General features: G+C 55.1%; 20 protein-coding genes. 11 read left to right on the plus strand and 9 right to left on the minus strand.

Annotated elements, in window-relative coordinates; all coding sequences use genetic code 11:
• Positions 1-51: 51 nt before the first annotated feature.
• The 4 genes from MVO87_RS00805 (at position 52) to MVO87_RS00820 (ending at position 3,635) form a co-directional block, all read left to right on the plus strand.
• Positions 52-327, plus strand: a complete 276-nt coding sequence (locus MVO87_RS00805) for an AbrB/MazE/SpoVT family DNA-binding domain-containing protein (RefSeq protein WP_342765080.1) — start codon at positions 52-54, stop codon at positions 325-327.
• On the plus strand, positions 324-731 hold the full coding sequence (locus tag MVO87_RS00810) for a type II toxin-antitoxin system VapC family toxin (protein WP_297514591.1): 408 nt from the start codon (positions 324-326) through the stop codon (positions 729-731). The genes MVO87_RS00805 and MVO87_RS00810 overlap by 4 nt, the downstream gene beginning before the upstream one ends.
• Position 732: 1 nt before the next feature.
• Positions 733-1,515, plus strand: coding sequence for an alpha/beta hydrolase (locus MVO87_RS00815; RefSeq protein ID WP_297551871.1), 783 nt, complete (start codon positions 733-735; stop codon positions 1,513-1,515).
• A 68-nt stretch (positions 1,516-1,583) separates the two neighbouring features.
• The gene (locus MVO87_RS00820) at positions 1,584-3,635 is read left to right on the plus strand and encodes a hypothetical protein (protein ID WP_297514588.1); all 2,052 of its coding nucleotides are present in this window, start codon (positions 1,584-1,586) and stop codon (positions 3,633-3,635) included.
• Here MVO87_RS00820 and MVO87_RS00825 read toward each other — a convergent pair.
• Positions 3,628-4,647, minus strand: a complete 1,020-nt coding sequence (locus tag MVO87_RS00825) for an adenylosuccinate synthetase (RefSeq protein ID WP_297514585.1) — start codon at positions 4,645-4,647, stop codon at positions 3,628-3,630. The two genes, MVO87_RS00820 and MVO87_RS00825, sit on opposite strands and share 8 nt — an antisense overlap.
• Before the next feature lie 157 nt (positions 4,648-4,804).
• Here MVO87_RS00825 and MVO87_RS00830 point away from each other — a divergent pair, with 157 nt between their 5' ends.
• Positions 4,805-5,098 (plus strand): hypothetical protein, encoded by a 294-nt coding sequence (locus tag MVO87_RS00830; RefSeq protein ID WP_167728225.1) that lies wholly within the window; start codon positions 4,805-4,807, stop codon positions 5,096-5,098.
• 31 nt (positions 5,099-5,129) lie between these two features.
• On the plus strand, positions 5,130-6,050 hold the full coding sequence (locus MVO87_RS00835) for an SDR family oxidoreductase (RefSeq protein WP_297514579.1): 921 nt from the start codon (positions 5,130-5,132) through the stop codon (positions 6,048-6,050).
• Here the strand turns inward: MVO87_RS00835 and MVO87_RS00840 are convergent.
• The 3 genes from MVO87_RS00840 to MVO87_RS00850 form a co-directional block, all read right to left on the minus strand.
• Positions 6,035-7,396 carry a DUF2341 domain-containing protein gene (locus MVO87_RS00840; protein ID WP_297514600.1) on the minus strand — a complete coding sequence of 454 codons (1,362 nt, stop codon included), beginning with the start codon at positions 7,394-7,396 and terminating at the stop codon, positions 6,035-6,037. The genes MVO87_RS00835 and MVO87_RS00840 overlap by 16 nt on opposite strands.
• A gap of 164 nt (positions 7,397-7,560) precedes the next feature.
• The gene (locus MVO87_RS00845) at positions 7,561-10,074 is read right to left on the minus strand and encodes a CDC48 family AAA ATPase (protein WP_297551847.1); all 2,514 of its coding nucleotides are present in this window, start codon (positions 10,072-10,074) and stop codon (positions 7,561-7,563) included.
• A complete protein-coding gene (locus MVO87_RS00850) occupies positions 10,071-10,826 on the minus strand; it encodes a hypothetical protein (protein WP_297551873.1) in 756 nt (251 codons plus the stop codon). The genes MVO87_RS00845 and MVO87_RS00850 overlap by 4 nt, the downstream gene beginning before the upstream one ends.
• Positions 10,827-10,948: 122 nt before the next feature.
• Here MVO87_RS00850 and MVO87_RS00855 point away from each other — a divergent pair, with 122 nt between their 5' ends.
• Entirely contained in the window at positions 10,949-11,089 is a 141-nt protein-coding gene (locus tag MVO87_RS00855) for a hypothetical protein (protein WP_297516220.1), read from the plus strand.
• 73 nt (positions 11,090-11,162) lie between these two features.
• Positions 11,163-12,365 (plus strand): molybdenum cofactor synthesis domain-containing protein, encoded by a 1,203-nt coding sequence (locus MVO87_RS00860; protein ID WP_297551849.1) that lies wholly within the window; start codon positions 11,163-11,165, stop codon positions 12,363-12,365.
• Here MVO87_RS00860 and MVO87_RS00865 read toward each other — a convergent pair.
• Positions 12,362-13,447: an ATP-binding protein gene (locus MVO87_RS00865; protein WP_297551851.1), complete on the minus strand. Its 1,086-nt coding sequence runs from the start codon at positions 13,445-13,447 to the stop codon at positions 12,362-12,364. The two genes, MVO87_RS00860 and MVO87_RS00865, sit on opposite strands and share 4 nt — an antisense overlap.
• Before the next feature lie 117 nt (positions 13,448-13,564).
• Here MVO87_RS00865 and serS point away from each other — a divergent pair, with 117 nt between their 5' ends.
• Complete coding sequence (gene serS / locus MVO87_RS00870) at positions 13,565-14,932, plus strand: serine--tRNA ligase (protein WP_297512348.1); 1,368 nt, start codon at positions 13,565-13,567, stop codon at positions 14,930-14,932.
• A 102-nt stretch (positions 14,933-15,034) separates the two neighbouring features.
• Positions 15,035-16,291 carry an ATP-binding protein gene (locus MVO87_RS00875; protein WP_297512345.1) on the plus strand — a complete coding sequence of 419 codons (1,257 nt, stop codon included), beginning with the start codon at positions 15,035-15,037 and terminating at the stop codon, positions 16,289-16,291.
• On the opposite strand, the gene MVO87_RS00880 is transcribed toward MVO87_RS00875, so the two are convergent.
• A complete protein-coding gene (locus MVO87_RS00880) occupies positions 16,288-16,992 on the minus strand; it encodes a nucleotidyltransferase domain-containing protein (protein ID WP_297551853.1) in 705 nt (234 codons plus the stop codon). The two genes, MVO87_RS00875 and MVO87_RS00880, sit on opposite strands and share 4 nt — an antisense overlap.
• Positions 16,993-17,074: 82 nt before the next feature.
• On the opposite strand from MVO87_RS00880, the gene MVO87_RS00885 reads away from it, so the two are divergent.
• Positions 17,075-17,497 (plus strand): hypothetical protein, encoded by a 423-nt coding sequence (locus tag MVO87_RS00885; RefSeq protein ID WP_297513374.1) that lies wholly within the window; start codon positions 17,075-17,077, stop codon positions 17,495-17,497.
• Here the strand turns inward: MVO87_RS00885 and MVO87_RS00890 are convergent.
• Genes MVO87_RS00890 through MVO87_RS00900 form a run of 3 tightly spaced genes read right to left on the minus strand, consistent with a single transcriptional unit; the run spans position 17,484 to position 20,815 of the window.
• Positions 17,484-18,674: a hypothetical protein gene (locus MVO87_RS00890; RefSeq protein ID WP_524540262.1), complete on the minus strand. Its 1,191-nt coding sequence runs from the start codon at positions 18,672-18,674 to the stop codon at positions 17,484-17,486. The genes MVO87_RS00885 and MVO87_RS00890 overlap by 14 nt on opposite strands.
• Positions 18,675-18,726: 52 nt before the next feature.
• Positions 18,727-19,746, minus strand: a complete 1,020-nt coding sequence (locus MVO87_RS00895; protein WP_297516505.1) for an L-threonylcarbamoyladenylate synthase — start codon at positions 19,744-19,746, stop codon at positions 18,727-18,729.
• Between the two features lie 40 nt (positions 19,747-19,786).
• A complete protein-coding gene (locus tag MVO87_RS00900) occupies positions 19,787-20,815 on the minus strand; it encodes a glycosyltransferase family 4 protein (RefSeq protein WP_297516507.1) in 1,029 nt (342 codons plus the stop codon).

The following is a 20,815-nucleotide window of genomic DNA, read 5'->3' on the forward strand; positions in this document are numbered from 1 at the left end:
TCTCTCGAAAGCTTTATTTTGTTGAACCGCGAGTTATACATGGTGATACCTTTGGTTAGCATACGCCTCAAGGTTGGCCCCAAGGGGCAGATAGTCATCCCCAAGGTTTTCCGTGAGGCCTACGGTATAAAAGAAGGCGGGGAAGTGATAGTCGAGCCTACGGAGGAGGGCCTCGTTATCAAAAAGCCGCCGAGCAAAGAGGAACTCCTAAGAAAGCTCAAGGAGTATCACAAGAAGCGAAAAGGTACTAAACCCGCCAAGCTTGGAGAGCTCAAAGGGATAAGCCTCGAAGACGAGTTCGACGAGGTCTGGGGGATTGAGGAATGAAGCTCTTCCTTGATACCAACCTTTTCGTTTACCTTAACTCGAGAATTCCAGAGGATATCGCCGATGAGCTCGATGAATTCTACGCGGACCTTACTCAGAAGCATGAGCTCTACACGGATGTGCTGGTTCTCGATGAGCTAATCCACGTCTCAAAGCGCAAGTATGGAATAGCTTACAAGGATACTCTCGAATTCATAGACGACATTGTTCTGCCCGCGGTTAGAGTCCTTCCCCTGACATTTCAGGACTATTTAACAGCCAAGGGAATTATCCTCCAATATAACCTCCGCCCTTCGGATGCCCTTCACGTTGCGGTTATCGAGAACAACGGCCTGCAGGCGATAGTAAGCGAGGATGAGGATTTTGACGTTCTTCCCCTCAAACGGGTCTGGCTGGGTGGTTGAGATGGAGGTTTACAGGGCCAAGTTCGGCGAACCTGAGCTCGGTTGGGTCGTTCTCGTTCACGGCCTTGGAGAGCACAGCGGAAGGTACGGACGACTGATTAGGGAGCTCAACGAGGCCGGCTTTGCCGTTTACACCTTCGACTGGCCCGGGCATGGCAAGAGCCCCGGAAAGAGGGGTCACACGAGCATTGAAGAGGCCATGGAAATAATTGATTCCATAATTGAGGAATTAGGTGAGAAGCCCTTCCTCTTCGGCCACAGCCTCGGCGGTTTGACCGTTATTCGATACGCCGAGACGAGACCCGATAGGATTAGGGGGGTGATAGCTTCATCTCCTGCCCTCGCCAAGAGCCCCGAGACGCCTGGCTTTATGGTGGCCCTCGCGAAGTTCCTTGGAAAGGTCATCCCAGGCCTTGTTCTCTCCAACGGCATAAAGCCCGAGCTTCTCTCAAGGAACAAAGATGCCGTGAGACGGTACGTTGAGGACCCGCTCGTCCACGACAGGATTTCGGCGAAGCTCGGAAGGAGCATCTTCGTTAACATGGAGCTGGCGCACCTTGAAGTGGGGAGAATAAAAGTCCCGGTTCTCCTGCTCGTTGGTACTGCGGATGTTATAACACCACCGGAAGGCGCGAGGAGGCTCTTTGAGGGGCTTAAGGTGGAAGACAAAACGCTCAAGGAGTTCGAAGGTGCCTATCATGAGATATTCGAAGACCCCGAGTGGGCGGATGAGTTCCATAGGACAATTGTTAGGTGGCTCGTTGATAGGGCTTACTCGGGGTGATAATTAACCCTTTTTTACGGGCCATAAACTATTTATTCTCCACATCCCAATCTCTATGGGGAGTCACTATGCCATGGGAACCTTCGATAATACTGCTCGCGCCAGAGGATTTCATAGTTGAGGGACTGGCCGAGCTCCTCAGCAGGGCCGGCTTTAATGAAACCGGAAGGGAATACAAGAGAAGAGGTAAATCGCGCCTCATAATAGTCACGGGGGAAAGAGAAGACCCATTTCATGGAAAAGAGACGCTTGCCGTTGCACTGTTGCGTGGAAAGCCCCGGAGGGACTGGCTTGAAAAGGCGCTGTCCGGGCACGGCAGGGTTGTTTTGATAGCCCTCGACGGGCTTGACTACGGTCTCGAGGGTATTACTGTGCTTGGGCCAGAGTGGCTTGCGGAGGCCTTCAATCGCTACTCCATAGAGCCCCCACGAACCCTTCTTGAGAAGTTCATTCCCGAGCGTGAGAGACCCGAACAGCTGAAGGAATTCGTCCTCGATGGTCCCCTCGTGGAGCCCGTTTCATCTCAAAAGCTCGTGGACGAAGCTAAGAGGGTTGTATCTTATAAATTCAGCGTTCGACAGGAGGAGCTCAAGATTGAGGGTCTGAAACTGAAGTTCAGACCTGTCTACGTCGTCTCGTGGTCAAGGGAAAACGAGAGTGGTAAGGCGTTTTATGATGGCAAAAAGCTTGTTCTGAACGTTGACGGCGAGCTCAAGGGACTTGCGATGAAAGTTCTCCTTGAGGACGTTGCAACAGTTCTGGCGACCGAAGTTGAGGTCGGAGAGGAAACAGACCCAACGAAGCCCGTCGTTGAGGAAGCCGCTCGGCGCGGTTGGCTTGACTTGAGGGTTCTTCACTCGAGGAAGGCTTACGTGCCGGAAGGAGCAGAAATTCTGTTCTCCATTGGGCCCCGGACAGTAAAGGTTTCCTTCGACTTCACGGTCGGTCGCGTGAGTGCTGAGGGGGAGCCACTCAGCGAAGAGGAGCTCGTTAAGCTGGCTAAGGAGCGCGTCAGGGCGGAACTCGGTGAAGAGCCCCTTGCCCTGGAAATCGTCCGCAGGGGACGCTTTACCTTGATGAGGGGCAGGACCAAGAGGTATCTCTTCGAGATAGAGCTGAACTCCTACAGCGGAAGCGTTAGGAGATTTCAGCCAGCGCTCACCGAGGAGGCAATGCTTGAGGTCGTTCTTTCAAAGTACAGCGATGGTCACGTCATAGGCGTTGAAAGGCGCCCCAGTGCGGTCTTCGTAGACCTTCTGGCGGGAGGAAGGGTTCTCGTCTTGAAACTCAACCAGAAGACGGGCGAAATCGTTGACACGAGGGACCTGGGCTCCCCGGAGGAGTTCCTTAAGAAGACCGCCGGTGAAATCCTGGAGGTCGTCAAGGACCTCGAGCTGAAGTCCTGTCAGGTTATGGACCATGAGGTCGTCAGGGCGGAGTTCGAGGGCAGCGGTCTCCGTGCGTACCTGGCATACGACGGTGAGACTGGAGAAATTCTTGAGAGGGCCCTTGAGATAGGCTCCAGCGTGGCGGTTGAACTCGCGGTCAGGAAGTACCGTAGTTACAGTATCCTCTTCACCGAGGAGTCGGGGGAGGGTTTCATGCTCACGCTTGAGGGCGACAGGGACGTCGTTAAGGTATTCGTCTCCCGCTCCGGCGAAATCCGTGAGCTCGACCGCTTCCTCAAGAAGGAGGTCGTTGAGGAAATCGCGCTCTCCAAAATCCGCGAAGTTGAGCCGAGTCCCTCAATTGAAGGCCTCAAGCTGTCCGACCACTGGGAGGTGGAGTTCACCGGTGTAAAGGCCTTTGGAAGGCTGACGGTTCACAGGACGAGCGGGGAGGTCCTTGACTTCGACTACCAGTACATCGAGAGCGTCATAACCAAGGCCTTCACGGAGTTCGTAAAGAAGAGCTATGGTGACACAATAGATGTAGAGTGGATAGCACACAACCTTGAGGAGGGCTACGCGGGAATAAAAGGAGTCGGAAAGAGGGGAATCTACTTCGGCAAGTACAACACCCTCACCGGAGAGCTAATCGAGCACGACTTCGTTCCCAGCAGCGGCATCACATCAAAGCTCAAGCTGGCCCAGGTCGAGGGCAAGTACGCCGTCAAATGACGTCTCGCCTGTCGATAATGTGCTCCAGCTCGGGCCCGGTCTTTATGAGCCCGACGGGGACCCCAACCCTCTCCTCTATTTCTTCCACGAACTCCTTCGCCTTCCTCGGCAGTTTATCGTAATCGGTTACGCCGAAGGCGTTCTTATCGTACTTGTCGAGCATCGTCAAAGCGAGCATCGTCGCTCCGTTGATTCTTGCGGAGTAGCGGGCGAACTCGAAGTCGAACCAGCCGACGCGCCTTCTCCTTCCAGTTACAGTTCCGTACTCGACGAGGCCAAGTTTTTCGGCTTCCTCCTGGCTCATCTCCGTCGAAAAAGGTCCAGCACCGACCCTCGTCGGAAAGCTCTTGAAGACGACTATAACGTCGTCAACCCTTGTCGGGCCTATCCCGACGTCGCTCGCTATGGCGGAGGCTGTGGTGTCCTTGGAGGTCACGTAGGGGTAAGTGCCGTAGTAGAGGCTCAGCCCGAAGCCCTGGGTTCCCTCGATGAGGACGAGCTTTCCCTCGTCGAGCGCGTCGTTAACTTCTTCCGCAACGTCCGTCAGGTAGGGCTCGAGCTCCGGAATATCTCTCGCGAGCTTTGCCTTCCTCATGACCCTGTCGGCGTTTGCCGGCCCGCAACCGCTTCCCGTCGTCCCTATCTTCTCGTGGAGGTGGCTGTTGGAGCGGTCGAGTTGCTTGTGCTTTTCCTCGATTATCGCGCAGCGGTGGTCTATCCCAACCCTCTCAGCGACGTTGAAGTCCCTGAGGTGTTCGAGCTCGTGGAAGAAGACCTCCGGGTCAACGAGGACGCCGGCTCCGACGAGAAGCCTCGCCTTCCTTTGCATGAAACCCGTTGGAAGCTGTCTTACCGCGTATTTCTTTCCATTGATAAAAACGCTGTGCCCCGCGTTCGTTCCAACGCCACCGCGTGCTATGACTTCGGGCTCGTCCTTCAGGGCAAGGTACGCTATGATGGAACCCTTTCCCTCGTCTCCCCATTGACCGCCAACAACGATGTAGCTCGGCATGGCTCCTTACCAATGTTTAAGTTAATAGGGGCCTTATAATGGTTTCGAAATTAACAGAAATTTGTTAATCCCCTGCCGGTGGTCTTGAGAATTTCAACGTCCCGGAGCACAATCTTAAAGTACGTTGGTGCCCAATGTAGTAATGTGATGCCCAATGATGAAGGCCCCAAAGGTTAACGTTAGGGTTGTCCTGGAAAACGGCAAGTTGCTTCTCGTCGAGTGCCCAAGTGAGGAGATAATCTGCGAGTTCACCCTGGACGACCTTGCGGAGATTATTGAGTTCCGCTACGCAACGCCTTGGAACAAAAGCAAGGATATTCTAGAGAAGCTCGCCATAATCATAAACGACCTCGTTGATGCTTACTCAAACGTCCCAGAGAGACCCCCCACGAAGGACGACCTGATGAAGGCCGTGAAGCTCAGGATGAGCTACTCGGAGAAAGAGACTTAAGGGGCCCGGTTCTACTCCCCCGGGGTTGAACATGAGGAACAAGTTAATCGTAGTCACAGGGGGAGCCGGCTTCATAGGCTCGCACATAGCCTGGGAGCTGGTCAAGGACAACGAGGTCATCGTTATTGACAACCTCTACACCGGGAAAGCCGAGAACGTTCCGCCCGGGGCGAAGCTGGTTAAGGCCGACGTAAGGGACTACGAGGCGATAGCCGAGCTGATAAGCAATGCCGACTACGTCTTCCACGAGGCGGCCCAGGTGAGCGTCGTCGATAGCATACGTGACCCAGTCTTCACCGAGGAGGTCAACGTTCTCGGAACCCTCAACATTCTTAGGGCCCTTCTTGAGGGACACGGAAAGCTCATATTTGCATCATCGGCGGCTGTTTACGGCGATAACCCCAACCTCCCGCTGAAGGAGACCGAACGGCCGAGACCGCTCTCGCCCTACGGCGTGACGAAGGCAACTGCCGAGGAATACCTTCGCGTTTACCACGAGCTCTACGGTCTGCCCGTGGTTTCTCTCCGCTACTTCAACGTCTTTGGGCCGAGGCAAAGTGCCAACCAGTACGCGGGAGTGATAAGCATCTTCATAAACCGGGCCCTGGCCGGGGAGCCCCTCGTAATCTTCGGCGACGGCAAGCAGACGAGGGATTTTATTTACGTGAAGGATGTCGTTAGGGGAAACCTTCTCGTTGCCGAGAGCAAGCGTGCCAACGGAAGGGTCTTCAACGTTGCAACAGGAAAGCAGACGAGCATCCTCGAACTCGCGATGAAAATCATCGAGATAACCGGGACGACGAGCTCGATAATCTTCGACAAGCCCAGACCAGGGGATATTAGACACAGCCTCGCAGACATAACTGAAATCAAAAAGCTCGGCTTCGAGCCGAAGTGGAGCCTCGAAGAGGGACTCAAGAAGACGGTGAAGTGGTATCAGGGGCGGAAATAGAGGGTGAAAGTGTATTCCCCACCTCCGATACTCGCCCCACAGTCAGATGGGACTATAACCCTTGGTGCGGGATATGCAATTGGCCTTACCCCTACCCATTCATATACGCTTGGTCCCCCATACCGCTGTCCTAACATGAAATACCTTGCTAAAGTTTGGCTACCGGTCCAGTATCCAGCAATAAACTCGGACAGCTCAAAGTACAACCTCGTGTGCACTCCGGCATTGTAAATGTAATTGACAATGGAATAAACGCCAGGTCCCCATGAGGGTAACGTTCCTACTGGGGCTCCACCGTTGTTAACTCTGTCCGGTGCGCTTCCCTCAACTACATAGATTGAATCGTTTCCCGTGGCCCCCAGGCCATAGTAGTATCCGGCGTCATCTACAACCGATATGAAATAGGGCCCAAGCCATGTAGGGAGGACTATACTGCCCAATGACGGTTTGCCCAAAGTAGCGTTTGTGTCTACTGCATACCCATCATAACCTGCGTTCAAGAAGTTGGAAACAGGATAATCGAGGACGTAGATATTCCCTGAGAGAAGGCCTCCCTGTATTGAAAGAGTGATATCGTTAAAGTACCAGAACACTCTGTTCGGGTTGAAGTACTGACTTGTTCCCGTCCCGTTGAGGTGTATCATTATCTCCCGCACGGAGTTAGCTGGCACGGTGTAGTTCACCCAGAACCATATTTTTCCATTGGTTGAATCGTTGAACGCCCAGAAATACAGCTGTTTCCCGGAGGAATCCGTTACGTAAACCTTGGAGAGGTCCGGAATGCACGATGGAGAAACTGTGAAGTTAATCACGTAGTTTCTCAGTTCTGGATTTCCAGTGTTGTTTACAGTTATTCTAATCTCGCTGACGTTCAGTGGAGGTGGCGAGTAGCTCGTTGAACCAGTGCCGATTCCCTCGGATACAAGGGAAATCTCTCCCGGACACAAAGCAGTCCCGCCAGCTACAGTTCCTATAGCATTAACAATTTCCGGTTCTGGGAGATTAAAGAATGGGGACACTGCATAGTTAGGACTGGCGTTCAACGTGAGCCGATACACTGCCCCCGCTGAGATACCCGAGTTTGTTGAAAAAGTACCCTTGACTATGTCAGTGGTTGGGGTAGAGTCCCCAAATGAACGGTACCCCTGGATTTTAATCTGAACCGTAAAATTGAACTCTCCATGGACATCATTGGAGAAAACAACGGAGGCGCCAGTGAGCGTCCACGTTTGAATAATTCCCCCTGATTTTGACCAGTAAAGGGTAATCGTCGCCCACGTAACAGGGCTCTTAACTTGGCATTCTCCTAAGCCGAGGGGCTGAACCTTCACACTAATGTCCGGCACAGCCAAGCTTAACCCAATGAGTAGCACTGCAATTAGAACGCCTGATAGAGCCCTTCTGAGTAATTTAACCGAATGCATCGTTATTCATTATGGTTGGAAAGTCCTTAAATCATTAACCTTTTTTGGAGAAAAAGAAGTTAGAAAAACTTCCGGTTGTAAAAAGGTCAGAAGGTGTAGTAGTCCACGCCTCCGCGCTCCTTCTCATGTCTCCGCTTCCTGCCCTCTTCGAAGTTCTTGTAGTACTCAATCATGTATGGCGTTATGCTGGGCTTGACTTTCTTCATGGCCTCCTCGAAGTCCCTCCTCGAAACCTTTAACCTTTCAAGGAACTCCTCGCTCTCGCTCTCAACGAGCTCGCTCGGAAGTTCGCGCATGACCCTGCGCATCGCTATTAATGCGGCTTCCCTGACCAGCGCCTCTAAGTCAGCTCCAGAGTAACCCTCTGTTTTCTTGGCGAGTTCGGCAAGGTTGACGTCCTTCGCGAGGGGGACGCGCCTCGTGTGGACCTTCAGTATCTCCAGTCTCGCTTTCTCGTCGGGCGCCGGGACGAGCACGAGCCTATCGAATCTTCCTGGCCTGAGCAGGGCCGGGTCGATGATGTCCGGCCTGTTGGTGGCACCGATGACGACGACACCGCTGTTCCGCTCTATGCCGTCCATCTCGGTGAGGAGCTGGTTGATGAGCCTGTCCGTAACACGGTCGCCCTCCGCTCCTCTCGCGGGCGCTATCGCGTCAATCTCGTCGATGAATATCACCGTCGGAGCGGCCTGGCGAGCCTTCCTGAATATCTCCCTTATTCTCTTCTCGCTCTCGCCGACCCACTTGCTCAGAACTTCTGGCCCGCGGATTCCGATGAAGTTGGCCTCGCTCTCGTTCGCTACTGCCTTCGCGAGGAGGGTCTTACCGGTTCCCGGCGGACCGTAGAGGAGTATGCCCCTTGGGGGCGTTATGCCGAGCCTCTCGAACGCCTTTGGGTACTTGAGTGGCCACTCTACTGCCTCGCGGAGCTCCTGCTTGACATCCTCAAGGCCTCCGATGTCCTCCCAGCGGACGTTTGGCACCTCGAGGAGGACCTCCCTGAGCGCTGACGGCTCGACCATCTTGAGGGCCTCGTAGAAGTCCTCCTTCCTGACGCGGAGCTCCTGAAGGACCTCCGGCGGTATCTTCTCCTGCTCGGGGCTTATCTTGCCCTCGTTTATCAGCCTCCTCAGGACGACCATAGCGGCTTCCCTTGCGAGGGCCGCGAGGTCCGCTCCAACGAAGCCGTGCGTCTTGTCGGCAATCTCCTCGAGCATCTTGTCGATGAGCCTGCTTCTCACTTCAGCGTAGATTTCGCCCTCGCTCTTGAGGGCCTCCTTGGCCTCCCCTTCGTCCCTTGCCTCCTCAACCCTGCGAATCAGCGATTCAAGCTTTTTCTCATCGAAGGAGCCTTTGGACTTCATTTCCCTCAGAATCCTGAGGACGGTGGCCTTGTCGTAGTCCGGTTCAAGGGGCATTCCCCTGGTGTGTATCTGGAGTATCTCCTTTCTGCCCTGCTTGTCGGGAACGCCAACCTCAATCTCCCTGTCAAAGCGCCCAGGTCTCCTAAGCGCGGGGTCAATGGCGTCGGGCCTGTTGGTTGCGGCGATGACTATGACCTTGCCCCTGCTCTTCAGACCGTCCATCAGCGTTAGAAGCTGTGAAACAACCCTCTTCTCGACCTCTCCAACGACTTCCTCCCTCTTCGGAGCTATTGCATCAATCTCATCGATGAAGATTATGCTCGGGGCGTTCTCCTCGGCCTCTTTGAAAATCTCCCTTAGGCGCTCCTCACTTTCGCCGTAGAACTTGCTCATTATTTCTGGACCGTTGATGGCTATGAAGTGGGCGTTTGCCTCGTTCGCTACGGCCTTGGCCAGGAGAGTCTTACCCGTTCCCGGTGGGCCGTAGAGCAGGACGCCCTTCGGCGGCTCGATACCAAGCCTTTCGAAGAGCTCCGGGTGCTTGAGGGGAAGCTCGACCATCTCGCGAATCTTCTGAATCGCGTCGCTTAAGCCACCTATGTCCTCGTAGGTGACCTCCGGAATGCTCTCCTCGCGAACTTCAACCGCCTGCGGGAGAACCTCCACTTCGGTGTTGTAGGTTATTTGAACTATTCCCTTGGGAACAGTGTTTACAACCACGAACTTGAGCTCGCCGAAACCGAGGGGCATTGCCTCGAAGAGACCGCGCAGGAGGTCGTCGAAGGGGGAGCCGCCGTAGTAGGTCTCGTTCCTGTTGCTTGCAACTAGGAGGTCGCCCTTGACGACGGGCCTGCCGAGGAGGTTCTGCTTGACCAAATCGCCGGGAATCTGGATGAATACTCCCTTCTGGGCCGGTGCAAGCACTACTTTCTTCGCCTCCTGGACTTCGGCCCTTCTAACCGTCACGTAGTCGCCTATGCTCACCCCCGCGTTCCTCCTGATGTAGCCGTCCATCCTGATTATGTCGAGTCCCCTGTCGTCCGGGTGCGGATTCGCCACTATCGCTGCTGTCGTCCTCTCGCCGACGAGCTCGACGATGTCGCCCGGTTCAACACCGAGTTGCCTTTGGTACTTCCTGTCAAAGCGAACTATTCCCCTGCCGACATCCCTTTTCAGGGCCTCGGCAACCCGGAGCTTAATCTCCTCAACTTTCTCTTCTTTTCCTCCGAATATCATCTTGAACGCCTCCTGTGAAGTTCAATCGCCTCCTCAAGGGTCAGGTTCCCGAGGGCAACCTCCCTTGCGAGGCTTGAGGGGATTGTTATGTTACCGCTCAGCTCCCTACTCCTCCTCTTAATATCCTCGATTTCCCTTTTCGTGGGTTCTTTTACCTCAAGGAGCTCCCCTATCGTCGTTTCCCTTCCGCCCCTCAGGCCGATGTTGATTGACGCAACTATATCAACGACCGAGGAGCTTTCGATTCCTCCAACTTTTGGCGTCGTTCTGAACTCGTTGACGACGATTATCGGGTAATCGTAGCCGAGCATCTCGCCGAGGGCCTTGAGGGTCATCGTCCTGTGCCTTTTGGCGCCGTGGCCGATTTTTATCCTCGCACCTGGGTACTTCTCAAGCAGGTCAACAACGATTTCAACGTCCCTCGGACTCCCAAGGCGGTGGACCTCTATAACCCTCCCATCAGCCACCACGCTCAAACCGGGTCTCGCTCCGGGGTCTATTGCGATGAAGACGTTCTTAAACCTCTCCCTCCCTTCGAGCTTCGCGAGGAGTTCGTCTATGAAGTTCTCGTCGTGAACGATGACCTTAACCGGGAAGTCCACCTTATCCCTCTCACCCGTCAGGACGACCTCAACGTCGTAGGGAATCCTCTCGCCAACGCGCAGGCTCAGGAAGGGGATTCGGTACTCCTTCAGGACCTTTGTTGCGGTGTAGTAGACCCGCGCGTCTCCTGTGACAATCGCAACCCTCATGGTCTCCACTTCTCACGGGGATATAAACCTTTTTCGAAATCCCATCGGGAGCGTTCAAGCCTTTTAAACTTTTGGAATAAAGTTTATAGGTCATTGAACTAAATTCCGGGCGAGGGGAGGGTATGGAGCCACCCAAGAAGAAGAAAGTGATAGATGAAGAAGAGGAGTTCCTCGACGAGGAGTTCGAGCTGGAGGAGTGGGAGGACGAGGACTGGGAGGAAGAGTGGGAGGACGAAGACTGGGAAGATGAGGACGAGTGGTGAGCTTTCCGGTTAAACGTTCTCGTTTACGCAACCCATTTATACGCCAAGGCTTTTCTTTTCTCCCGGTGATAGAATGGCGTTCCTCAAAGTCGTGCCCCTTGAAAAGGCCCTTGAGGTCATAGACTCCTTCCCGCTCGAACCGGAAGTCGAGAGGGTTCCTATTTCTGAGGCCCTCGGCAGGGTTCTTGCAGAGGATATCGTTTCGCCGATAAACGTGCCCCCCTTTGACAGGGCCACCGTTGACGGCTACGCGATTAGGGCAGAGGACACCTTCATGGCGAGCGAGAGCGAGCCCGTCAGGCTCAAGGTAATCGGCGAGGTGAACGCAGGTGACTATCCCGACTTCGAGCTGAGGCCCGGCGAGAGCGTCTACATCTCCACCGGAGCGCCCCTCCCGAAGGGCGCCGACGCGGTGATACAGTTCGAGGACGTTGACAGGGACAGCGACGAGGTAATCATCTACAAGCCCGCCTATCCTGGTCTCGGTGTCATGAAGGCCGGAGCCGACATACCTGCCGGCAAGCCCCTCCTGAAGCGCGGGACGAGGCTCGGCTTCAAGGAGACGGCCCTTCTATCTGCCGTTGGTTTGGCAGAGGTTCCCGTCTTCAGGAAACCGAAGGTTGCCGTCATAAGCACCGGAAACGAACTCGTTCTCCCGGGCGAGGAGCTAAGGCCGGGCCAGATTTACGACATCAATGGAAGGGCAATAGCCGACGCCGTCAGGGAGCTTGGAGGTGAGGCGGTTTTCCTCGGCATAGCCAGGGACGACCGCGAGAGCCTGAAGGCCCTGATAGAGAAGGGTGTTGAGTGCTGTGACATCGTGCTCCTCAGCGGTGGCGCGAGCGGTGGGATAAGGGATTTGACCAGCTCGATAATCGAGGAGCTCGGCGAGGTCAAAATCCACGGCATAGCGATTCAGCCAGGAAAGCCGACGATAATCGGCTTGATAGACGGAAAACCGGTCTTCGGTCTGCCCGGTTATCCCACGAGCTGTCTGACGAACTTCACCCTGCTCGTCGCCCCGCTCCTGAGAAGGCTCATCGGAAGGGAGAGAGAGGTCAGGAAGGTCAAAAAGAGGCTTGCCCACAAGGTCTTCTCGGTAAAGGGCAGGAGGCAGTTCCTCCCGGTGAGGATTGAGAGTGATAAGGCAGTTCCAATACTCAAGGGAAGCGGTGCCGTCACGAGCTTTATCGATGCGGACGGCTTCATCGAGGTTCCCGAGAACGTGGAGATATTAGAGGCCGGGGAAGAGGTTGAGGTTACATTCTTTGGCTAAACGCCGTACTCCCTCGCCCACTTTTCGTATTTCTTCAGCAGTTCCCTCCTGATGGGACTCTTTACCCTTTTGAACGCGTAGCGGAAGTCCTTTGCCTCAAGGGGCCTTATCGTGAGTTCCTTCCCCGCTATCGAGCCCACCTTTAGGGGGTCGCTCAGCTCGGGGTTCATCTCCTCCAGCATGTGGAGAACCGCGAAGGTGCAGGCGTTAGCTATCTCCCTTCCCGAGTAGAGCCTTCTTACCGCTACCCTAGCCAGGGATTCCAGCGTTACCCTCAGGGGAAGCCCCCGCAGGTGAATCGCGAAGATTTCTCGTGCGCCTTCCTCATCCGGCAACGGCACGTAAATCCTAAGCGGGAAGCGGGATAACATGGCTTCGTCGAGGTCCCAGGGTGCGTTGGTCGAAGCGAGCGTGATTACCCTCCCGGAGTCCTGAAAGCCATCCATCTCGGCCAAAATCGTGCCCAGGAGCCTCCTGCCGGCGTCCTCCATCGAGGAACGCTTCATTGCGAGCGCATCAAACTCGTCGATGAAAACGACGCTTGGAGCCTTCTGCCTCGCGAGGGCGTAGATTGACGACGCTATCTTGCTCGACTCGCCGAAGTACTTGCTGAGGACATCGCTGACCTTGACGCCGATAAAGGTGGCCTTCATACTACCGGCGAGGGCCTTTGCGAGGAGTGTCTTTCCCGTTCCGGGCGGGCCGAAGAGGAGGATACCTTTCCAGGGCTTGAAGTTTCCGGGAACCTTCGCCATCGTCATTCCGACGGCCTGGGCGAGGAGCTTTTTGGCTTCCTTCAGCCCGCCGACGTCCTCCCAGGTTACGTTGGAGGTAGTAATTAGCCTCTCAACCCCGTTCGAGCGCTTTTTAACGTCCACCTCGACGTTCTCTGCCTTCCTTTCCCAGTCCTCAGCCAGCTTGAGGTAGTAATGTGAGAACTGCAACTCCTCGGATGCGAGCTTTCTCAAGAGGCCGGCGCACTGGAGGGCGAAGAAACGCGCCTTTCCCGCGTTGCCCTCCTCAAGGGCCCTCTCGTAGAGGCGCTCGTACCTGTGGAGAAGCGACGAGTAAGCTACCTTCATCGCGCCGGCCCCTCTGAGGACTTCGGCGCGCGCTCTTATAGCGCTTTTGTGTAGGTGGTTGTGTAGCTTAGGAAACCTTTTTTAAAGGCCTCCCCGTTCTTTGATTAGGTGTTGGCTATGCTCGACATAAAGCTCATCCGCGAAAAGCCCGAGGTCGTCAAGAAGGACCTCATCAAGAGGGGCGAAACCGAGAAGGTCAAATGGATTGACGAAATCCTCGAACTCGACAGGAAGTGGCGCGAGAACCTGAAGAAAATCAACCAGCTCAGAAAGGAGCGCAACCAGCTTGCCGTACAGATAGGCAAGCGCAAGAAGGCTGGGGAGCCAATAGACGACCTCCTCGCGAGGAGCAACGAGATAGTGAAGCAGATTGAGGAGCTTGAGAAGGAAGTTGAAGAGCTGAGGAAGAAAATCGACTACTACCTCTGGCGCCTGCCCAACATCACCCACGAGAGCGTTCCCATAGGCAAGGACGACAGCGAGAACGTTCCAATAAGGTTCTGGGGCAAGGCCAAGGTCTGGGAGGGCTTCCTCGAAAGCTTTAAGGAGCAGAGCCTTGGAAAGATGGAGTACGAGCTTTTGAGCTGGAGGCCGAGGCTCCACGTTGATATGCTCGAGCTCCTCCGCGGTGCAGACCTTGAGAGGGCCGCGAAGGTGAGCGGTGCGAGGTTCTACTACCTCCTCAACGAACTGGTCATACTGGATTTGGCTTTAATCCGCTTCGCCCTTGACAAGCTCATCGAGAAGGGCTTCACCCCTGTAATTCCGCCCTACATGGTGCGCCGCTTCGTCGAGGAAGGCGCTACCACCTTCGAGGACTTCGAGGACGTCATCTACAAGGTCGAGGGCGAGGATTTGTACCTCATTCCCACCGCCGAGCACCCGCTCGCCGGAATGCACGCCAACGAAATCCTCGACGGTAAGGACTTACCGCTCCTCTACGTCGGCGTTAGCCCCTGCTTCCGTAAGGAGGCCGGAACCGCGGGAAAGGACACGAAGGGAATCTTCAGGGTGCACCAGTTCCACAAGGTAGAGCAGTTCGTCTATTCGAGGCCTGAAGAGAGCTGGGAGTGGCACGAGAAAATCATAGCGAACGCCGAGGAGATATTCCAGGAGCTTGAGATTCCTTACAGGGTTGTCAACATCTGCACCGGCGACTTGGGCTACGTAGCGGCCAAGAAGTACGACATCGAGGCCTGGATGGCAGGCCAGGGCAAGTTCAGGGAGGTCGTCTCCGCCAGCAACTGTACCGACTGGCAGGCGAGGCGCTTGAACATCCGCTTCCGTGACAAGACCCACGAGAAACCGAAGTTCGTCCACACTCTCAACTCAACTGCTATCGCGACGTCGAGGGCCATCGTCGCCATACTCGAGAACCACCAGACGGAGGAAGGCATTGTCAAGCTCCCGAAGGCCCTCTGGAAGTACACGGGCTTCAAGGAGATTCTGCCCGCGAGCATGAAGGAGAAGTGCTGTGGAGAATGAGTTCCTTTCTCCTTTTTGTTTGCTCATAGTCCCTCGCTTCTTGGACTGTGTGTAGTACAAGGGTTTATAAAGGGTTGTACTGTATGTAGTCCATGATGAGTCATGATTGAGAGGGAAACCTGGGCCGAGGTCGTTCTCGATTACCGTTCGCTTCCCTTCGAGGGCATAGAGCGAGAAATCGAGGTAAAGATTCCCAACACCCAGATGGCGGTGGCGATAATCGGGCCGAGGAGGGTAGGGAAGACCTACCTCATGCGCCAGATTATGGAGAGGCTTAAGTCCGAGGACGTCCCAGAGGAGGGCATCGCCTACGTGAACCTCGAGGACCCAAGGCTTGTTGGAGCTTCCCTTGATGACCTGATGACCCTGCTCGAAGTTCTGAGGGAGATGGGAGGAGAAAAGTTCTACCTCTTCCTCGATGAGGTTCAAGCCGTTAAGGGCTGGGAGCGCTTCGTTCGATATCTTCTTGACACAGGCCACAGGGTCTTTGTCTCCGGCTCTTCCTCAAAGCTCCTTTCGAAAGAGATAGCGACCCAGCTGAGGGGGCGTTCCATAGCGGTTCGTGTCTTTCCCTTCTCTTTCCGTGAGTTTCTGAAGGCCAGGGGATTCCAGTTCAAGCGCTACCTTTCGAGCGCCGAAAAGGCCCGTCTCAGGGCGCTTCTTGGGGAGTACCTGGAGTGGGGAGGCTACCCAGAGGCAGTCCTCAACCCCCACATGAGGATTGAAGTCCTGAAGGGAATCCTCGACCTTGCGATATACCGCGACATCGTGGAGCGCTGGGAGGTCAGGAACGTCTCCGCTTTACGTTTGCTCCTCAAAATCCTCGCTCGCTCAAGCCACCTCACGCTCACAAAAGCGTATTCGACAATGAAGAGCCTCGGAATCTCGATAGGCAAGGGCACTGTTGCGGATTACCTTGAATACCTGAGCGATGCACTCATCATGTTCCGCCTTCCTCCCCACGTGAAGTCATACAAGAAGGCCGAACTGCTCGGCTTCAAGCCTTACCTCGTTGACAACGGCTTGCTCAGGATTATGGGGGTCCGAGACAGGGGAAGGTTGCTCGAAAACCTCGTTATGGTCGAGCTCCTCAGGAGGGGCTTTGAGCCGGGGGAGGATTTGTTCTACGTCCCCGGTGATAGCTGGGAGGTGGATTTCCTCGCTGGAGACGAGCTTATTCAGGTTAGCTACGAACTCCACCCACTAAACAGGGAGCGTGAGCTTGGGGCGCTCGCGAAGGCGGTGAAAAGAATCGACGCCGAGAGGCTCACGGTCGTTACATTCGCGGATAAGGAGAGCGTTGAGGTGAATGGAAAACGGATTGAAGTCGTCCCGCTCTACGAGTGGCTTCTGCGCTAAACTCCTCCCCGCTCTCGCACCTTCCTCCTGACGTTCGGGTCGCGGTCGGCGATGATTTTCAGGGCCTCCTCGAAGGTCATCCAGTCAGGAACCTCTTCGTTGAGGTAGATGCCAGTCCTTCCAATCGCGTCCCTCCTCGTGAGGACGTGCACGCGCTCGGTAACGACCTCAACGCTCACGCCGAGGATTTTGGCGACTTCACTTTCCCTTCCAACAACTTCGCTCTCGATGTGGCCCCTCTCGGTGGGAATTATCAAAATCAGCTTCTTATTGACGCCCGGAACGCGCTCCTTCGTCTTGACGCCCCACAAATCAACGGCCCCTCCCCAGCGGTAGAAGTCCAGCTCCCTGTCGGTCGGCTCGATGAGTGGAAACGTCACGGTCGTTTCTTCGTCAATCTCGATAACTCCCTTTATCAGGTGCCAGGGAGTTGCCATGACTATCTTCCTTCTCCTCACGAGACCTTCCAGGGCCAGCTCTATGAGGTAGCTCGGAACCTTAATCGGGATGAATATGTCTATGTCGCTGTCTCGTCTCACGTCACCCCTTGCGACGCTCCCGTAGAGCAAGGGGTCAAACTGGGCTAAACGCTCCATAATCTTGAGTGCCTTCTCGCGCTTCTCCCAGAGGTAGCGCCACCTCTTGGGAGTATACACAACTTCCCTCTCGTCCCAGACACGGACAACCTTTTCCCTCGGCATCGGTGCAACTTCGGCGGGAACTTTTAAAGGCCTACCGATATCGTTTTATACAACTCTGTTGACTTCGGGGTGGTGAAAGGAGATGCCGGTGTTGGGCTACAACATAACGAAGGTTGAGATGGAAAAGCTGACGTCGAACATCCCCCCGGGACAGATTGAGGTCAAGCTCTCCCCGAAAATCGAGGAACTTCGCCTCGGTGAAATAAGGACTCCTACCGGGAAGATGAACGGAATCGAGGTTCTTTTCGACTTCCAGGTCGAGTACAATCCTCAGATTGCCAGGGCCTCTGTGAAAGGGGCAATACTCTACATGCCTCCCCAGAAGGACAAGATTGATGACATACTTACAGCATGGGAAGACGAAAAGAAACTGGACTCCGTTCTGCTCGTTGAGGTCGTTAACTTCCTCTCAATGGAGCTCACTCCGATGCTGACAGTAATAGCAAAGGAGATGCGCCTTCCCTACCACGTCCCGATTCCGAGGGCCGAGCTCAGAACTCAGTGATGCCCTCTGCCTCGAGTATTTTCTTTCTTATCTCCGCCAGCTCGTCTCTCTTTTCTAGTATCTTGTCAGCGACCTCAAAGGCCTTGGGGAGGTTGTTCTTCTTCAGATGGAACTCAACCACGTCAACTTCATCAAGAACCTCCGCGGAGCCTTTCTGAGAGGCGTAGACCTTCGCAACCGCGAGCCTCACGCGGGTTCTGTGGTGAAGTCCGCTCATCAGTTCAAGGGCGCTCTTGTAGGCGTTCATTGCTTCCTCAACCTTTCCAACGCCTATCAGTGCCTCGGTGGCCTCCATGAGCTTGTGGGAGGCCATTTTATCGTTCCCGGACGCGCGGTGAGCGCTGACGACCTGGTTGAGCATCCTGATGGTGTTGATGCCTATCAGCTTTGCCCTTCCGCTGTTTCCGGCCAATAAATAAGCGTACTGGGCCTTAACGAGGTAGCTTGTGGTTCCGTCGAGGTCGCCCTCAGAGTATGCCAGCTTGCTTGCCCTCTCGTAGTTCTTCGCGGCAGTATCCATCATCTCCTTGAAGTGGGCGTCGTAACCGAATATTACCTTCGTGTAGCGCGCCAGTTCGTAAAATGCATCTGCCGCCGCGCCTGCGTCCCCTTCTCCGAGTTTTGCCTCGGCAATCTGGCCGTAGAGGCTTATAAGTTTCTCCGCAACCTTTCTTGCCTCTTCTTCAGAGCCCGCCAGCCTGTAATATCGGAACGCTGACTCGTAGGCTCTTATTGCGAGTGGTATGTCGCTCGCCTCCTCGTAGGAGTTCCCGAGGTCCTCGTAGATGCTGGCGAACTCCAGTGCGTACTTGCCAAGTAAGCGGGTGTCGTTGAGGGTAGCGAAGACCTCAAGAACGCTGAAGCAGTAATCGTCGAGGACGTCTATGTCCACCTCGGGCTTGGAAATCTCTTCCTCGATGAGGTCTATGTAGAGGTAAGCGCTTTTGAGGAGAGAGGGCCTGGCCTTCTCGATTCCAGCCCGCTTGGCGAGGAAGTATCCCAAATAACGGTACAGTCTCGCGGCGTTCTCCTTATCTCCTCTCGCCTCGTACCCCTTGGCCGCCCGAAGGATTAGTTTAAGCCCTTCTTTGGCTTTACCCTCATCTACGTATTTGAACCCGAGCTCCTCAAGTTCTTCAGGTGAAGAGTCAATACCCGGCGAAATCAAAGTCCTCACCCCGCCCACTCGAATCGGGTTGATTTAATCGAAAGCAATATTTAAGCGTTGCCTAAGCGCGAATTATTCGGTAACCCGAAGCCTTTCTCAGCCTGTTCATTACAGCTAAGCCCAAACCCCGCTCTTCAACTCCCTCGGCGATTATAACGTCAACTCCGCGCCTGTCGAGCTCCCTAAGGGCCCTAAACAGGTTCTTGGCAACGTCCTCAACGGTTTCCCCAAGGTGGAAGAACTCGTCGGCCTCGAACTCTTCGGTGGCCATTACTCCCACGCGGTAGCCCTTCGAGCGGTACTCCGTAACGAGTTCCTCAATCTTTTCTCTAACCTTATCCCTCGGCCCCTCAACCACCACAACCGGGGCGTTCGGTGAGTAGTGCCTGTACTTCATTCCCGGCGCCCTCGCGAGGTCAACGGCCTTTCCCTTAACGGCCGGGTGAATCTCGACTGGGCCGATGACCTTCTCAATCTCCTCAAGGGGCAACCCACCGGGCCTGAGGAGCGTCGGCCTCTCGGAACTGAGGTCTATAACCGTTGACTCGACACCTACCCACGTTGGTCCGCCGTCGATTATCGCCTCTATCCTGCCGTAGAAGTCATCAACCACGTGCTCCGCCAGGGTTGGACTTGGCTTCCCGCTGATGTTGGCGGAAGGTGCCGCGATAGGTGTGCTGGCCCTTATCAGTGCGAGCGCTATAGGGTGGGCCGGCATTCTTACGGCAACGGTGTCGAGTCCACCGGTAGTAACGAGCGGAACTTCTTCCCTCTTCGGCAGGACGAGGGTTAGAGGTCCCGGCCAGAACTTCTCTGCCAAAAGTCTGGCCTCCTCTGGAATCTCCCTCGCGAGCTTCTTCAGGTCGTTGAAGTCTGCGATGTGGACGATGAGCGGGTTGTCGGCAGGCCTGCCCTTGGCCTCGAAAATCCTCCTCACGGCGTTTTCGTTCAGTGCATCTGCACCGAGTCCGTAAACCGTCTCGGTCGGAAAGGCAACGAGCTTTCCCTCTATGATGAGCCTCCCGGCGACCTTAATCTTCCTATCATCCAGACCGTCTCGCATGTTTATTACAATCGTCATGCTCTCACCCTTGGAAATCCCTAAAAAAGCCGTTAAAAACCTATCCCGTGAGGGACTCGTAAAGGGCTTCAACCTCCCTCGCGACTCTATCCCACGTGTAGAACCGGGCGACGCGCCTTCCGATTGCTCCGGCCTTTCGGTTCACCTTCGGCTCGAGGAGCGTTCTAACGGCCTCGACGAGCCCGTCAAAGCTTTCAAAGGTCAGCCCGTTCTTCCCCTTACGTATCAGCTCTGGAATAGCACTCACTCGCCTTCCAACGGCCGGAACACCGAGGGAGTTTGCCTCCAGAATCACGAGTCCAAAACCTTCCCTCCTCGAGGGGAGAACGAGCAACCTGCTCTCTGACAGGATTCTGTTCACGTCCCTCCTGTATCCAAGGAAGCGGATGTTGCCCGGGGCTTTCTCTTCAAGCCCCTTCCTCAGCGGGCCGTCGCCAACGACGAGGAACTCTTCCCCCGGAAAGTGCCTCGCGAGCTCGATGAAGGTTTCGGGCGACTTGTACTCCCTGAGCGCCCCGATGAAGGTGATGTATCTCCTCTCCGCCGGGATTTCTTCCATCTCTTCGACGCCGTTGGGGATTACCCTGACGTTTTTTGCCCCAAGTCTCTGGGCAAGTTTGGCGAGGTAGTGGCTGACCGTTATAACGGCGTCCGCCCCCTCGAGGCTTTTTCTAACGTAAAGCCCCCCAAGCGTCAGCTTTGCGGTGTGCTCCAAATCGCTTCCGTGGGCGGTAACGACGAGCGGAAGGTTAAGCCTCTCCTTCGCTAGAACCCCGGCGAAGCTGGTCGTTCCAACGAAGTGGGTGTGAATTATGTCAAACCTGAAGCGCCTGTGGAGCCGAACTATCTTCCTCGCGCCGAGGAATGCGAAGCTCGTCCCCCTCAGCCCGTAAACCGGCGGAACCCTAACTTGGTGAACTAAATTTCTCTCGAAGTCCCTCGGCTTGACCGGGCCATAGGTGAGAACGTGAACCTCGTGTCTCTTTCTCAACTCCCTGACGAGGTTGTCAAGGTGCCTCGCAACTCCCCCGCCGTGAGGGGGATAGTGGCCGACCATGAGGATTCTCAT

Origin of the sequence: Thermococcus sp. (assembly GCF_027063845.1) — an archaeon.
GTDB lineage: Archaea > Methanobacteriota_B > Thermococci > Thermococcales > Thermococcaceae > Thermococcus.

What these genes read in the sequence shown, in the direction of transcription:
- MVO87_RS00810 (WP_297514591.1), top strand. Translation starts at nt 324, where the DNA reads ATGAAGCTCTTCCTTGATACCAACCTTTTCGTTTACCTTAACTCGAGA.
- MVO87_RS00815 (WP_297551871.1), top strand. Translation starts at nt 733, where the DNA reads ATGGAGGTTTACAGGGCCAAGTTCGGCGAACCTGAGCTCGGTTGGGTC.
- MVO87_RS00820 (WP_297514588.1), top strand. Translation starts at nt 1,584, where the DNA reads ATGCCATGGGAACCTTCGATAATACTGCTCGCGCCAGAGGATTTCATA.
- MVO87_RS00825 (WP_297514585.1), bottom strand. Translation starts at nt 4,647, where the DNA reads ATGCCGAGCTACATCGTTGTTGGCGGTCAATGGGGAGACGAGGGAAAG.
- MVO87_RS00830 (WP_167728225.1), top strand. Translation starts at nt 4,805, where the DNA reads ATGAAGGCCCCAAAGGTTAACGTTAGGGTTGTCCTGGAAAACGGCAAG.
- MVO87_RS00835 (WP_297514579.1), top strand. Translation starts at nt 5,130, where the DNA reads ATGAGGAACAAGTTAATCGTAGTCACAGGGGGAGCCGGCTTCATAGGC.
- MVO87_RS00845 (WP_297551847.1), bottom strand. Translation starts at nt 10,074, where the DNA reads ATGATATTCGGAGGAAAAGAAGAGAAAGTTGAGGAGATTAAGCTCCGG.
- MVO87_RS00850 (WP_297551873.1), bottom strand. Translation starts at nt 10,826, where the DNA reads ATGAGGGTTGCGATTGTCACAGGAGACGCGCGGGTCTACTACACCGCA.
- MVO87_RS00855 (WP_297516220.1), top strand. Translation starts at nt 10,949, where the DNA reads ATGGAGCCACCCAAGAAGAAGAAAGTGATAGATGAAGAAGAGGAGTTC.
- MVO87_RS00860 (WP_297551849.1), top strand. Translation starts at nt 11,163, where the DNA reads ATGGCGTTCCTCAAAGTCGTGCCCCTTGAAAAGGCCCTTGAGGTCATA.
- MVO87_RS00865 (WP_297551851.1), bottom strand. Translation starts at nt 13,447, where the DNA reads ATGAAGGTAGCTTACTCGTCGCTTCTCCACAGGTACGAGCGCCTCTAC.
- serS (WP_297512348.1), top strand. Translation starts at nt 13,565, where the DNA reads ATGCTCGACATAAAGCTCATCCGCGAAAAGCCCGAGGTCGTCAAGAAG.
- MVO87_RS00875 (WP_297512345.1), top strand. Translation starts at nt 15,035, where the DNA reads ATGATTGAGAGGGAAACCTGGGCCGAGGTCGTTCTCGATTACCGTTCG.
- MVO87_RS00880 (WP_297551853.1), bottom strand. Translation starts at nt 16,992, where the DNA reads ATGCCGAGGGAAAAGGTTGTCCGTGTCTGGGACGAGAGGGAAGTTGTG.
- MVO87_RS00885 (WP_297513374.1), top strand. Translation starts at nt 17,075, where the DNA reads ATGCCGGTGTTGGGCTACAACATAACGAAGGTTGAGATGGAAAAGCTG.
- MVO87_RS00895 (WP_297516505.1), bottom strand. Translation starts at nt 19,746, where the DNA reads ATGACGATTGTAATAAACATGCGAGACGGTCTGGATGATAGGAAGATT.
- MVO87_RS00900 (WP_297516507.1), bottom strand. Translation starts at nt 20,815, where the DNA reads ATGAGAATCCTCATGGTCGGCCACTATCCCCCTCACGGCGGGGGAGTT.